Source organism: Alcanivorax hongdengensis A-11-3 (assembly GCF_000300995.1).
In the GTDB taxonomy this organism is placed as follows: domain Bacteria; phylum Pseudomonadota; class Gammaproteobacteria; order Pseudomonadales; family Alcanivoracaceae; genus Alcanivorax; species Alcanivorax hongdengensis.
In genome coordinates this window covers 20,687-33,856 of sequence record NZ_AMRJ01000005.1, presented here as the reverse complement: position 1 = coordinate 33,856, position 13,170 = coordinate 20,687, and the positions used below count along the sequence as shown (strand labels likewise).

General features: G+C 62.8%; 11 protein-coding genes and 1 tRNA gene. 4 read left to right on the top strand and 8 right to left on the bottom strand.

Going from position 1 to position 13,170, the window contains the following annotated elements; all coding sequences use genetic code 11:
• On the top strand, positions 1-1,254 hold the full coding sequence (gene umuC, locus A11A3_RS05175; RefSeq protein WP_008928215.1) for a translesion error-prone DNA polymerase V subunit UmuC: 1,254 nt from the start codon (positions 1-3) through the stop codon (positions 1,252-1,254).
• A 47-nt stretch (positions 1,255-1,301) separates the two neighbouring features.
• On the opposite strand, the gene A11A3_RS05170 is transcribed toward umuC, so the two are convergent.
• Positions 1,302-1,375 (bottom strand) — tRNA-Gly (locus tag A11A3_RS05170).
• 161 nt (positions 1,376-1,536) lie between these two features.
• Between A11A3_RS05170 and A11A3_RS05165 the strand changes: the two genes are divergently transcribed.
• Complete coding sequence (locus A11A3_RS05165) at positions 1,537-2,517, top strand: NAD-dependent epimerase/dehydratase family protein (protein ID WP_008928214.1); 981 nt, start codon at positions 1,537-1,539, stop codon at positions 2,515-2,517.
• Positions 2,518-2,520: 3 nt separating this feature from the next.
• On the opposite strand, the gene A11A3_RS05160 is transcribed toward A11A3_RS05165, so the two are convergent.
• Positions 2,521-3,486: a methyltransferase gene (locus A11A3_RS05160; RefSeq protein WP_008928213.1), complete on the bottom strand. Its 966-nt coding sequence runs from the start codon at positions 3,484-3,486 to the stop codon at positions 2,521-2,523.
• Between the two features lie 172 nt (positions 3,487-3,658).
• Here A11A3_RS05160 and A11A3_RS05155 point away from each other — a divergent pair, with 172 nt between their 5' ends.
• Positions 3,659-5,587, top strand: coding sequence for a transglycosylase SLT domain-containing protein (locus A11A3_RS05155; RefSeq protein WP_008928212.1), 1,929 nt, complete (start codon positions 3,659-3,661; stop codon positions 5,585-5,587).
• Positions 5,588-5,605: 18 nt separating this feature from the next.
• On the opposite strand, the gene A11A3_RS05150 is transcribed toward A11A3_RS05155, so the two are convergent.
• Positions 5,606-6,355, bottom strand: coding sequence for an O-methyltransferase (locus tag A11A3_RS05150; RefSeq protein ID WP_008928211.1), 750 nt, complete (start codon positions 6,353-6,355; stop codon positions 5,606-5,608).
• The gene (locus A11A3_RS05145) at positions 6,355-9,285 is read right to left on the bottom strand and encodes a DUF748 domain-containing protein (RefSeq protein ID WP_008928210.1); all 2,931 of its coding nucleotides are present in this window, start codon (positions 9,283-9,285) and stop codon (positions 6,355-6,357) included. Before A11A3_RS05145 ends, A11A3_RS05150 begins: the two co-directional genes overlap by 1 nt.
• A 130-nt stretch (positions 9,286-9,415) precedes the next feature.
• Here A11A3_RS05145 and A11A3_RS05140 point away from each other — a divergent pair, with 130 nt between their 5' ends.
• The gene (locus tag A11A3_RS05140; RefSeq protein WP_008928209.1) at positions 9,416-9,886 is read left to right on the top strand and encodes a hotdog fold domain-containing protein; all 471 of its coding nucleotides are present in this window, start codon (positions 9,416-9,418) and stop codon (positions 9,884-9,886) included.
• Positions 9,887-9,966: 80 nt separating this feature from the next.
• Here the strand turns inward: A11A3_RS05140 and A11A3_RS05135 are convergent, their stop codons facing one another.
• From A11A3_RS05135 to A11A3_RS05120, 4 genes are all read right to left on the bottom strand, one after another.
• Positions 9,967-10,587, bottom strand: a complete 621-nt coding sequence (locus A11A3_RS05135; RefSeq protein WP_008928208.1) for an alpha/beta family hydrolase — start codon at positions 10,585-10,587, stop codon at positions 9,967-9,969.
• A complete protein-coding gene (locus tag A11A3_RS05130) occupies positions 10,584-11,207 on the bottom strand; it encodes a TetR/AcrR family transcriptional regulator (RefSeq protein WP_008928207.1) in 624 nt (207 codons plus the stop codon). The genes A11A3_RS05135 and A11A3_RS05130 overlap by 4 nt, the downstream gene beginning before the upstream one ends.
• Positions 11,204-11,965, bottom strand: a complete 762-nt coding sequence (locus A11A3_RS05125) for an SDR family NAD(P)-dependent oxidoreductase (protein ID WP_008928206.1) — start codon at positions 11,963-11,965, stop codon at positions 11,204-11,206. Before A11A3_RS05125 ends, A11A3_RS05130 begins: the two co-directional genes overlap by 4 nt.
• Before the next feature lie 87 nt (positions 11,966-12,052).
• Positions 12,053-13,093 (bottom strand): PA0069 family radical SAM protein, encoded by a 1,041-nt coding sequence (locus A11A3_RS05120; RefSeq protein WP_008928205.1) that lies wholly within the window; start codon positions 13,091-13,093, stop codon positions 12,053-12,055.
• Positions 13,094-13,170: the final 77 nt, after the last annotated feature.

Below are 13,170 nucleotides of genomic sequence, written 5' to 3'. Positions count from 1 at the left end.
ATGTTTGCCCTGGTTGACTGCAATAATTTCTACACCAGTTGCGAGATGCTGTTTCGCCCGGATCTGCGTGACCGGCCGGTGGTGGTGCTGTCCAATAACGACGGTTGTGTGGTGGCCCGATCACCGCTGGCCAAGGCAATGGGCATCCCCATGGGCGTGCCCGCCTTCCAGGTGCGCCACCTGGAAAAACAGGCCGGCCTGGTCATGTTCTCTTCCAACTACGCGCTGTACGGGGACATGTCCGCCCGGGTAATGGCGACCCTGGAACAGCTGGTGCCGGAGGTGGAAGCCTACTCCATTGATGAGGCCTTTCTCGGTTTGCACGGTCTGCCGGCCACCACCCTGCCCTCGCTGGCCCGCCGCATACGACGCACCATCGACCGGCACCAGGGCTTGCCGGTCTGCGTCGGCATAGCCCCCACCAAAACCCTGGCCAAACTGGCCAACCACGCCGCCAAGACCTGGCCGGCCACGCAGGGCACGGTGATTCTCACCGACCCGGCCCGCCAGCAACGGCTGATGTCGCTATTACCGGTGGGCACCATCTGGGGCATTGGCCGGCGCATGGTCGGCCACCTGGAACAGCTGGGCATTCATACCGCCCTGGATCTGGCCCGCAGCCACCCGGCCACCCTGCGCAAACGGTTTTCGGTGGTGATCGAGAGGCTGGTGCGGGAACTGAACGGCGAGCCCTGTCTGCCGCTGGATCTGCTGCCCGGACCACGCAAACATATCGTCGCCAGCCGCTCCTTTGGCAACCGGGTCACCGAACGGCGGGTGATCGGCCACGCCGTGGCCTCCCATACCTGGCGGGCATCGGAAAGGCTGCGCCAGGATGACAACCTGGCCAGGCAGATGACCGTCTACATCCGCACCGGCGCCAAGGACCCGAACTACTACGGCAACGCAGCCAGCGGCGCCTTTGCCCAGCCCACCCGGGATACCCGACAACTGCTGGATATGGCCCACCGGCTGCTCGACCAACTCTGGCAACCCGGTTACCGCTATGCCAAGGCCGGCGTGGTCCTGACCGATCTGTGCCACCGCCACCAGCAACAGACCGACCTGTTTGGCGACCGCCCCGGCAGCGACGCCCTGATGGACGTGATGGATCGCATCAACCATAGCGGCAAGGGCAAGGTCTGGCTGGCCGGCCAGGGCATGCAGGCGGATCGCAAGGCCTGGGAAATGAAACGCCTTCGCCTGTCCCCCTCCTATACCACGGACTGGCAACAGATCCCGGAGGTGAGCTGAACGTCGGCGGGCACAAAAAAGGCCGCCGGAAGGCAGCCTTTTGAAACTGGAGCGGGTGATGAGAATCGAACTCACGTATGCAGCTTGGGAAGCTGCCGTTCTACCATTGAACTACACCCGCGCAGGTGGAACGGCAATATAATCAAAATGCCAAAGCGGCGCCAGCCCCGCGAGCAAAACCGTTCTTTCCCCGTCAGCCGCCTCCCCCTTGTGTCGGCAATGCTTGCCTGTTTGCAGCGCAAGGGGTAAAGCTACAGCACACACCTTTGCAGGAGTCGGCACATGCCCGTTGCCTTTATCAGTGGTGCGCGAGGATTTCTTGGCGGCCATCTCGTTGACCAGCTACAACAGGCCGGCTGGGAGATTGTTGCCCTGGTGCGCCCGCAAAGTGACGCCCGCGCCCTGCAGGAAAAAGGCATCACCGTGGTACAGGCGCCCATGGATAACGCCACCGAGCTGGAACTGGTGATGCCGGACCAGCCGGACGCGGTCTTCCATGTGGCCGGCAATACCAGCCTGTGGCGCCGGGGCGATCGCCAGCAATACCGCGACAATGTGCTGGGCACCCGCGCCATGGTCACCGCCGCCCTGCATCGCAAAGCCGGCCGTTTTATCCAGACGTCCTCTATTTCCGCCTGGGGAATTCAGGACACCCCCATCAACGAGCAGACCCCATCGAACGCAGCCAGTGACTGGATTTCCTATAACCGCACCAAGTACCAGGCAGAGCTGGAAGTGCTCGACGGCGTTCGCCACGGCCTGGATGCGGTGATCGTCAATCCCTGCGGCATTATCGGCCCCGGCGACACCCACAACTGGTCACAGATGATCAGCATGATCAACCAGGGCAAGCTGCCCGGCGTGCCACCCGGCGGCGGCAGTTTCTGTGCCGTGGAAGCGGTGGCCCAGGCCCATCTGCGCGCCTATGAGCGGGGCAGTTGCGGGGAACGCTATATCCTGGCCGGGGTGGAAGCGAGCTTCATGGAACTGGCCGGCACCATCGCTCGCCTGTTGGGCAAGAAGGCACCGCACGGGCCGCTGCCGGCGACGGTACTGAAACTGGCCGGGCAGCTTTACCCCATCGCCAGTTTGTTCACCGGCAAGGAGCCGTCACTGACACCGGAAAAAGTGGCGCTGGTCACCAGCCGGGTCCACGCCGATGACAGCAAGGCAGTGGCCGAACTGGGCTTCGACAACCGTATTGCACTGACGACCATGTTGGAAAACTGCATCCACTGGATGCGCGACACCGGGCGTCTCTAGGAACTAGCGGGCCCGGTAAACCCGGAAGCGATTGGTCTCGCGGACAATCTCCACCCGCGAGAAGGCCTCCTCCAGCCACTGCATGTAAGGCAGTTCACGGTTGGCCACCAGCCACAACACACCGTCGGCAGCCAGGTGCCCCGGCGCTTCGCGAATCAGCCGGCGGCTGATTTCCGTGGTGCGCTGCCGGCCATCGTGGAATGGCGGGTTGGTGACAATCATGTCCACCCGCCCTTCCAGGGCAGAGAACAGATCGCCACCACGCACCCGCCCCTGCAAGGCATTGCGCGACAGACTTTCGCAACTGGCCGCCACCGCGGAGGCACTGACATCCACGCCCTGAACCTGCCAGCCGAGACGGGCCAGGGTGACGCTGATAATGCCGGCACCGCAGCCCACGTCCAGCACCCGCCCCGGCGTCGGCAGCTGCCCGTCCATGGCATCGAGCAACAGCTCGGAGCCTTCATCCAGGCGACCATGACTGAATACCCCCGGATAGCTGACCACCTCCAGTTCGCCCCGGCGAATCAGCTGGCCCCAGCTTTCCAGTAACTGGCGCGGCCCTGGCTGCAACAGGCCGCTGTAAAGCTTGCAGTGACGCGCACTGTCCAGCAGCACCGCCTCATCCACATGGGCCTGCAGATGTTTGAGCGCTCCGCGGATACCGCCCTTGGCCGGCCCCAGCAACCAGATTTCACAGGGCGCCTGCAGCTCACCGGCCAGCCAGTTGAGCACAAAGCGCAAACGGTCGATGGACTTGGGCAGGGGCAGCACCAGCAGATCGGTCTGTTCGGGAATGGTGGGAACCGGCGCCCACTGCTGGGCCCCCACGGTAAAGTCATCGGCGTGCAGGTGCAGCGTTTTTGCCGGCAGAGCCGACAGCGCCGGATCGTTGGCATCCACCACCAGCACCGAACGGTCCGCCAGGGTCGGTGCCTGGCGCTCAAGCAGGCGGGTGGTATTTTCCATCTATTCTCTCCGCGATCGGGGGCCTGTCAGGACATTGATGCGGCGGAGTATAACGGAACTGCCAGACCCTGTTCACGGCAAGATAGCGCGAAGTTTTTACATAATCACCACCCCGAAATGGCAAAACTCCCGATAAGATAATGCGATTACAGACGATGTTGTGGAGGCATGGATGGTCCGTTCCGCAGTTCTGCTAATCAGCTGCATGATGCTTGCCCCGCTAGATGCGATGGCATTCAATGGCGCCGACATGAGCAAGGCTCTGGAAGCGGCGCGCAATGATGACTGGGACACCCTGGCCAGTGAAGAAGCGCGCCTGGGTGACAACAACCCGCTACAGGCCTATCTGGATTTCCACCGCCTGCGCGCTGCCCTGCCCGATCTGGCGCCGGGCAAGGTGACTGCCTATGCGGCGCGCTACCCGGATTCCCCCCTGCCCACGGATGTTCGCCAGCTGGCCATGGTGGCCTATGCCCGCGCCGAGAAGTGGGACAAGCTGCTGGCCCTCACCGATACACCACCGCGGGCAGTGGAGCTTCGCTGCTACTACTACCGGGCCAAACTGCAGAGCCAGCGCGATGAGGCACTGCATGCCGCACGCAAATTGTGGCTCACCGGCCATTCACGCCCGGCCAGCTGCGACCCCCTGTTCGATGCGGCACGCGAAGCCGGCGTCATTGATGACGACGCCATCTGGAAGCGCCAGAAACTGGCATTCTATGCCGGCAGCAGTGGCCTGCAGCGTTATCTGAACAAGATGCTGGATGACGACGACAGCCAGCTGGCGCAGGCCAGTGACTGGCTGCTGACGCTCTACAAGGACCCCACCCGGGTGGATGACCTGCCTGCCTCCCTGCCGGCCAGGCGCAAGCAGGCCCTGCTGGCCGCCGGTCTGCACCGGTGGGCCTATGTGGATACCGTAGCGGCCCGACAATGGTTCGAAGCGCACAGCCGCCAGGCCGGCCTGACCCGCGACAGCCTGCGCGAAAAAACCAGCCACCGTATCGCCTGGTATTCCACCATCCGCGGCATCGAGGAAAACCGGGACTGGCTCGACCACTGGCTGCAAGGCCATGATGACCCGGCCCTGCTGGAACAGCGTGCCCGGCGTGGCATCATCGAACAGGACTGGGCCGATGCCCTGACCTGGATAAACCGGCTGTCCGACAGCGAACAGGCCGATGCCCGCTGGCTCTACTGGCGTGCCCGGGCGCTGGAAGAAACCCACCAGGAAGACCAGGCCCGTGAGGCCTACCGGCAAGCCGCCCGACAACGCAACTTCTTTGCCTTCATGGCCGCAGACCGGCTGGGGGAACCCTACCGCTTCAGTAACGATAGCCCGGAAACCGCCCCCTACAAGGAAAATGCCGCCATCGTGCGCATTCGCCTGCTGCGGGACCTGGGCGAGCCCCAGCTCGCCCACCAGGAATGGCAGTGGCTGATGCAAAACAGCAGCACCGAACAGGTCAATCAACTGGCGGCGCTGGCGCTCAAGCATCACTGGTACGACCTGGCGGTACAGGCCTCCATCCGCGCCCGCGCCTGGGACACCCTGGCCTGGCGCTTCCCGCCGGCCTATCAGCAACGTTTCCAGCAGGCCGCCAGTCGTAACGACCTGGACCCCTGGCTGGCCATGGCCGTGGCCCGGCGTGAAAGTGCCTTCTACCCCCATGCCCATTCCCCGGTGGGGGCCCTGGGCCTGATGCAACTGATGCCCGCCACCGCTCGCAAGGTTGCCCGCGAGGCCAACCAGGGCAGCGTCAACCGCAAGGCCCTGTTTGACCCGGACACCAACATCACCCTGGGCAGCGAATACCTGGCCAGCCTGCTCAAGGACTTCAAGGGTAACCGGGTACTGGCCCTGGCCGCCTACAATGCCGGGCCCAGCCGGGTGAACAGCTGGCTGGCCGAAGAGCCGGAAGCGGTACCCGCCGATGTCTGGATCGAGGCGATTCCGTTCCGGGAAACCCGCGATTACGTGCAGGCGGTATTGACCTACCGGGCCCTGTTTGTGGGGCTGCATGACAACCAGTCACGCACCGGCCAGCTGCTCACGCGCAAGGAAAGCGCCACACCCTACTCGCTGGGTATGCTGGATTGATACCCGATGGGAAAGGCATCAGTCCAACTGGCGAATGTGATAATCCAGCCGGGCTTTCTCGCGCCGGCCTGACAGGGCCGGCAGGGACGCCAGCCGGCGGCGCAGATGAATGCTGCGCGCCGGCTCACGGCTGAAGGCGATCACCGCATTGTGGCAATCACTGCATGACAGGCGGAAACGGCTGGCATAACCGGCCATGGCATATTGCCCCACCAGAGCGCTGTCCCGGTACTCCGGCCAGTCGCCAAAGTTCATTACCAGCATGCCTTGCGCCGACAGGTTGGCGCTGAGAACCGCCAGCCAGTCCAGCTCCGCCGGCACCGCCCGGCTGACCTGCCGGTTGGAGGCGGCAAACAGGTCTTCAATGATCAGATCAAAGGGCGGGCCCTGGTAGTCACGTAACCAGGACACCGCATCGCCCTGGTGGGTCTGCACCGCGAAGCGCTCGGCAATGCCGAACACATCCCGGGCCACCTCCAGATGACAGCCGTCCATCTCCACCGCCACCAGTGTCTCGGGGTCCAGCAGGCGACGCAGCGGCGGAATCAACGATCCACCACCAAGCCCCAGCACCAGCACCCGTCGGTAACGCTCGGGCTCGTGCAATAGCGCCGGCAACCACAGCAGATCCCAGACGCTACCGGTAAGCAGCCGTTGCGGATGAAACTCCGAATGCTGCACACCGTTGGCATACAGACTCAGGGTCTGCCCCGCCCGACGGACTTCATAATCGACACCGTCCCGGGAGGACGACCAGACCACGGTCATTATTCTTTTTCCAGCCCCAGCGTCAGCCCGGCAACCTTGCCATCCACTTGCGCGCGATTGATATAAAGCCGGCCCTGATCCACGCCCAGCTGCTGCACCAGGTAGACCTTGGCATTGTCCGCCCGGTCCCGGGCGAGTTGGCGCAGGGCATCCGTGGAAATGGCCGCCGCTTCGCTTTTCACCATGCTGTCCCAGGCCGCCTGAGCCAGTCGCTGCTGGCGCTGGCTTTCAGCCTCGGGCAGCGTCTTGACCAGGGTTTCAGCGTCCCGGCCGCTCTCGCGCTCATAGCGACGAATGAGCGGGCGCTGCCATTGCGGGTCCTGCGCCGCCGCCTCGATCCCCGGCCAGTCGGTGCCGGCCAGATCGGTGGCGATGGCCTGCTCGGCCAGAGCCTGCCGATCCTGGGCGTTGGTGCTGCCCGCCAGCCCCACGGTCAGGCTGGGGCGTTCCCCCAGCACCTTGGCCAGCGCCTGCAGGGAGTTACCGGCGTCATCATCCACATCCTTGCGACCCAGCGGGAAGGCAATGTTTTCCAGGTTCTCGCCACCGGCCAGGCCGGCCAGTACCGAGAACGGCGAGGTCGCGGCCTTGACCAGCACATTGCCGATCACTTTCAGAATCAGCCCGCTGACACTGAAGCTCGGATCATTGAGATCCCCGGAGACTTTCAACGGCAGATTGATATCGCCGTGCCGATTACGCAGCACCGCCAGGCCCAGTTTCACCGGCGCCTTGACCGCCTCGTCGCTTTCCACCTTGTCACCCAGATAAAACTGGTTGGCGGCGATATCCGAGCCACTTTTCAGTTGGCCATGGTCAATATCCACCTTGCTGCTGACACCCAGCTGGCCTTTTTCCACGCCATAGCCCAGGAACATACCGGTGTAGGAGGTCAAGCCGGTCATTTCGTAGTTGTGCAGCGACACGTCCATGTCCACGTAGAGCGGATCCGGGGCGATGGTGCCGGAAGCCTTGAAAGGCGCGTAACGATCCACCTGGGCATCCAGCGTCAACTGTGCCTTGTGACCCGGGCGGGTATTGAGGCCCTTGACGGAGCCATTTAGCTTGTAAAGGCCGATCTTGAATTGCGGCACCAGCGATTCGTCCTGGTAACGCAGGGTACTGTCACCGATCTTCACCTGGTTGACCGCCACCTGCCAGGGCTTGCCGCTGTCCTTCTTGGCGGCGGGTGCCTCCGCGGGCATGGCGGTAGCAATACGCGAGGCCGCATCCTGGCCCTGCTTGTTGACCTTGTTGAGCACATCCAGGCCATTCAGGGCCAGCTGCTCGATATTCAGGGTCTGCTGACCGGTATCCGCGCTCAGCCCCTGCACATCCAGCGCCTTGACCTTCACCCAGGGCTGGCCGCTCTCCTGCAGCGAGACATTCTGCACAGACGCCTTGCCCTTGAGCGTGGCCACCGGGTTGTCGCCACTCACCCTACTCTCCACGTCCATGGCCAAAGTGCCACTGTCCAGGGACAGGGGCGCCTGCTTTTCCAGCCAGGGCGACAACGGGGTCAATGGCAAGCCGGCCAGCGTCGCTTTCATGTCGATATCCAGCGGTGATAGCTGGCCTTCGCCGGAGTGGGCAAGCTCCCCGCTACCCAGCAACGTGCCCTTGCCTTGCCAGCGGAAACGGGCTTTCTCGTCCCCCACCACCAGGTTTTCCAGGGCGAAATGGCCGTCGGTGAGCATCAGGGTTCGCGCCGGCGACAGGGTCTGGTCGGTGAAGGCCAGCTGGCTGCCATTGATGGCAATGTGGTCCAGTTTCACCTTCCAGATGGTCTCGGCCTTCTGGATATTCTCCGCCGCCTTTTTGGCCTTTTCCTTGACCTTCTCGGCCACCTGTTCGGCTTTCTCTTCATCCGGTGGCAGGAACAGGGTGGCCAGATCCACCCCCTGTTTGTCGAGTACCGCCGCCACTTTGGGGTTGGTTATCTCGATGCGGGGGATCTCGATATGGCGGCTACCGCTATCGATGCTGACCCCCTCGATACGGGTTTCGGGCAGGTTCAGGCTGTCCTCATCGGCTGCCGGCTTTTTCAGCACCAGGCGGGTGACATCGATCAGGCCGTTACTGACCCGGATCACCGGCTCCGGTTCACTCTCGAAATGGTAATCCAGCCCCACATCCAGCAAGCCGGAAGGCACCTCGAAGCGCACCTGGTTTTTCAGCAGGCTGGCAAACTTGACCAGGTCCACCTTGTTGACCTTGAGGGTACCGTCGGCCACCAGCGGGTCCAGATCAAAGCGGCCATCCCAGTCCAGACTGCCACCATCCGGCCCTTCGATCCTGATCACATAGTGGTTGCTGCTGTTTTCTTCCGAGCGGGTGGCAAAATTCTGCACCGTGAAATCCACCGGCAGTACCAGCTGCTGACTGGGCTCACTGGTAGCTTCGGTATAACGCAGATCGCCCCCGGTCAGGGCCAGGCGAGCAATGGAAATGGCGGGCAGTGGTGCCTCCTTGTCGGCCTCTTCCTCTTGCGGCGCCGGCGGGTCGGCCTCGGCCAGCTGCGTCTGCACGTGTTCAATCACATCGTCAAAGCTGAAGACATTGTCCGGATTGCGCTGGGCACGCACTGTCAGGCCGTCCAGCAGCACTTCCTTGAAATGCCAGCTCCAGCGGAACAGCGACGACAGTTCGAAATTGACGTAGAGCTGGTTGAAGCACAGCAACACCTGGGTCTGGTCATCGGCCACGGAAAAGCCGTTGACGGTGGCCGACAGGGTCAACGGATTGATTTTCACTTCCTTGATGGTGACCTGCCGGCCGGTCAGGTCGGCCAGCGCCTCCCGGGCCTGATCACGGACGATACCAGGCACCACCAGCCACATCACCAGAGCGTAAATCAGGTACAGCAGCGCGATAACGACAAGGGTTTTTGTCTTCCAGCTGCTACGCTTCCAGGTATCCAACACCTTCACGGGTCTCTCCCTTTGCCACCGTGCATTGATACGGCATTTTAGCAGTACCGCAGTCCCCTGACCCAGTACGGCCAATTGCCAGAATCCGTTAACCGTGGACAATAGCGCAAAATGACACAGGAGCCTCCCCGTGAGTGACAATTATTTGCTCAACCTCTACAACAAGACGCTGAAGCTGCCCGCCGGTCGCAAGCTGTTTTCCCTGGTGTTCAGCCGAAAGGCCCCCTACTTCGGCACCATCAGCCCGGTGATTACCGAGTTGCGCCCCAACTACTGCGAAGTGAAGTTCAAAAAGCGCAAGGGCGTGGAAAACCACATCCAGACCGTTCATGTGATTGCCATCTGCAATGCACTTGAATGTGCCATGGGAGCCATGGCGGAGTCCTCCGTGCCCAAGCACCTGCGCTGGATTCCCAAGGGGATGAGTGTGAACTACACCGCCAAGGCCACCAGCGACATCACCGCCGTGGCTGAAGCTCGTCCGGAAGACTGGAAACCCGGCGATCTGCCGGTCACCGTCAAGGCCATGCGCGATGACGGCACCGTGGTGGTGGAAGGCACCATCAACCTGTGGATCAGTGAGAAGCCCGCTAAAGGCTGAGCCTGCGGCGAATGAAGAGGCACAGTCTCTGCTGCCGATAACCCGGTACCAGGGACTGCTGCCAGAAGGTTGTCAGCGCATCAGCAATGCCGGATCAGATCCGCAACCCGGCTGGCGGCGGCGTCGATCAGCTGCTGCTGGGTCGTGCCGCTGCGCTTTCGCGGTTTGAAATCGTGGTCACCATCGGCCAGCCAGTGCACCTGCACCGACGCCGGCAGCCTGTAACTGGCGACCTCCTCCGGTTTACCGAACGGGTCCCGATCCCCCTGGCATATGAGCAAAGGCGAACCGATTTGCGGCAAATGCTCGATGCGGGTTTTCTCCGGTTTGCCCGGCGGGTGAAACGGATAGCCCAGCGCCACCACCCCGGCCACCGGCTGCTGCGCCGCCAGCATGGTGGCCATGCGACCGCCCATGGATTTGCCACCAATCCACACCGGCAAGCCAGCATCGGCCAGCGCCGCCAGCTGCCCGGCAAAGGCCGCCAGCAATTTGGGCGCCCGGTCCGGCGGTATACGACGGCTTTCCTGCCGACAGCGCTGCATGTAGGGAAACTCGAAGCGGGCCACGCTGATACCACGCGCCGCCAGTGCCTCGGCCATGGCCACCATGAAATCACTGTCCATGGGGGCACCGGCGCCATGGGCCAGCAGCAGAATCGCGACAGGGCGATCCGCATGATTCCATAACAGGTCACTCATGCTTTCAACGCCTGTTCCAGCGCCACCAGATGAGCACGCATGGCATCGGCAAAATCCACCTGAAACACGCTCAGCGGAGCCTCACTGATGGCTTCGCGCACCGCTTGCGGCGGATGACTCATGGACCAGCAACCCACCAGGGCCTGCTGCAATTGCAGCAGGTACTGTACGGATTGCGCCGGCGTCAGCGAAAACGTCTGCTGCAAACGCTGCGCCAATGTGGAAAAGCGGGCCAGCAAATCGACCTTGAACTGACGGGCCTGCTGCCGGTCCAGGCCATGCTCCAGTACGCTGTAGAGAATGGAAGTCAGCCGGCAGAACAGCGGGTGCGCCAACAGCAGCTCTGTCAGGGCATCCGCCAGGGACAACCGGTCATCCACGTCCGCCTCACAGACCTGGTCCAGTTCCGTCAGGTACAGAGCCAGAAACAACGATTCCTTGGAATCGAAATAACGATAGAGCGCCGCCTTGGTCACCCCGGCCTGGCGGGCAATGTCTGCCAGGCTGATGGCCTCGAAGCGATGCCCGGAAAAAAAGGTCGCCGCGGCCTCAAGAATCTGGGCGCGCCGCTGGGCCTTTTGCTCCGGCGAGCGGGCGCGCTGAAAACATCGGGAATTCACGCTTGTAACAATCCTGCCAATCGTCGCGTGATGATACGGGGGGAGATTTTGCCAAGCCAGACCAGAATCCGATTTTTCAGGCCGGGAATCACGATGGCCCGCTTGCGCGATGCCAACGCCTTGCGGACCACCGCCTGCGGCGTCATGGTGCCGGCCTTGAACAACAGGGTATGGGTCATGTTCGCCTCGCTGGCAAACTCGGAAGCCGTGGCTCCGGGGCACAGCGCACTGACAGCCACGCCATTGCCCTTCTCTTCCTCGTGCAACGCTTCGGAAAACGACAGCACAAACGCCTTGCTGGCATAGTAGACCGCCATGTTCGGCCCCGCCTGGAAGGCCGCCGTGGAGGCCACATTGATGATGAAGGCCTCCGAGGCCTCACGCAGCTGGGGCAACAGACGCCAGGTCAGTTCCATCAGGGTGGTGACGTTAAGCTGCACCATGTTCAACTGCCGCTCCAGGCTCAGTGCACCCACATGCCCCCGGTCGCCGAAACCGGCATTATTGACCAGGCCGCTGATGCGGATGCCGGCGCTCTGCACACGCTCAACCAGCTGGGCCGCGGAACCGGAGTCGGCCAGATCCGCCTCCAGGCAGTGCACCTGGACCCCGTGGGTCTGACTCAGCGTAGCCGCCAGCGCCTGCATTTTCTCCAGACGGCGCGCTACCAGCACCAGGTTATGGCCCTCGGCGGCCAGTTGACGGGCAAACTCCTCACCGATACCGGCGCTGGCGCCGGTCACCATTACAGCCTGCATGGGTATTCCTCTTTTAAGTAACCAGTGGTCACTAATATAGAGGCAGCCATACGCCCTGTAAATAACCACCGGTCACTTAATGGCAATTCACCACAATGCCAGCTGCCCGTGGGCACCGGGAGGTCGAAAGCCGCTGCAATCCAGTGCCTCCCGCCGTGGTACATCCAGGCCGGCATCCCGGCGCGCCTTCTCGAAACGCTGGCGCAGCAGAGCCGCCCAGGCGCCCTGCCCGGTTTGACGCACATGCCAGCGGCTGTCATAGACGGCCCCGCCATGCAGCTCGCGCATGATGCCCATGACCTTGTCGGCCCGGTCCGGGTAATGTTGCGCCAGCCATTGCTGCCATAACGGCCCCACTTCATGGGGCAGACGCAACAACACATAACCCACGGAGCTGGCACCGGCCTGGGCCACCTGCTCGACAATATCCTCCAGCTCGTGGTCATTGATGAAGGGAATCACCGGGGCCACCAGCACGCTGACCGGCACCCCGGCGCGGCTCAGTTCACGGATCACCCGCAGGCGTTCCCGACCGCCGCTGGCCCGTGGCTCCAGCTGCCCCTTGAGGCGGTTATCCAGGGTGGTCACGGATATCGCCACACTGGCCCGCCCGGCCCGGGCCATGGGCGCCAGCAGGTCCAGATCCCGCTCCACCAGGCTGCTCTTGGTAATCAGACTGAAGGGATGCTGGCAATCCACCAGCACCTGGATTAATTGGCGGGTGAGGCGCTTTTCCCGCTCGATAGGCTGGTACGGGTCGGTCACGGTGCCCAGCACAATGGGCTGGCAGCGGTAGCCGCGCTTGCGCAGGCTGTCGCGCAACACCTCCGGGGCGTTGTCCTTGCAGAAGATCTCGCTTTCGAAATCCTGGCCCGGAGACAGGTCCACGTAGGCATGGTTGGGTCGCGCGTAACAATAGATGCAGCCATGCTCACAGCCGCGGTAGGGGTTGATGCTCTGGGTAAAGGGCAGGTCCGGGCTGCTGTTACGCATGATGATGCTTTTCGCCCGTTCCCGGTGATAGCGGGTGGGCCGGGCCGCATCCGGCGCATCCAGCTCGCTGTGACTCACGGCAAAACGGCCGGGCATGCGACTGACCGAGCCCCGATTGGCAGTACGTGCACTCATAACACTCCCCACAACACTGTCCATATGGACAGCATTATGGGTAGCCCCAAAGCGTCATGCAACCGCTTTCCACACCG

Excerpts from the sequence above, each read along its gene's own strand:
- umuC (WP_008928215.1), top strand. The coding sequence starts at position 1 with ATGTTTGCCCTGGTTGACTGCAATAATTTCTACACCAGTTGCGAGATG.
- A11A3_RS05165 (WP_008928214.1), top strand. The coding sequence starts at position 1,537 with ATGCCCGTTGCCTTTATCAGTGGTGCGCGAGGATTTCTTGGCGGCCAT.
- A11A3_RS05160 (WP_008928213.1), bottom strand. The coding sequence starts at position 3,486 with ATGGAAAATACCACCCGCCTGCTTGAGCGCCAGGCACCGACCCTGGCG.
- A11A3_RS05155 (WP_008928212.1), top strand. The coding sequence starts at position 3,659 with ATGGTCCGTTCCGCAGTTCTGCTAATCAGCTGCATGATGCTTGCCCCG.
- A11A3_RS05150 (WP_008928211.1), bottom strand. The coding sequence starts at position 6,355 with ATGACCGTGGTCTGGTCGTCCTCCCGGGACGGTGTCGATTATGAAGTC.
- A11A3_RS05135 (WP_008928208.1), bottom strand. The coding sequence starts at position 10,587 with ATGAGTGACCTGTTATGGAATCATGCGGATCGCCCTGTCGCGATTCTG.
- A11A3_RS05125 (WP_008928206.1), bottom strand. The coding sequence starts at position 11,965 with ATGCAGGCTGTAATGGTGACCGGCGCCAGCGCCGGTATCGGTGAGGAG.
- A11A3_RS05120 (WP_008928205.1), bottom strand. The coding sequence starts at position 13,093 with ATGAGTGCACGTACTGCCAATCGGGGCTCGGTCAGTCGCATGCCCGGC.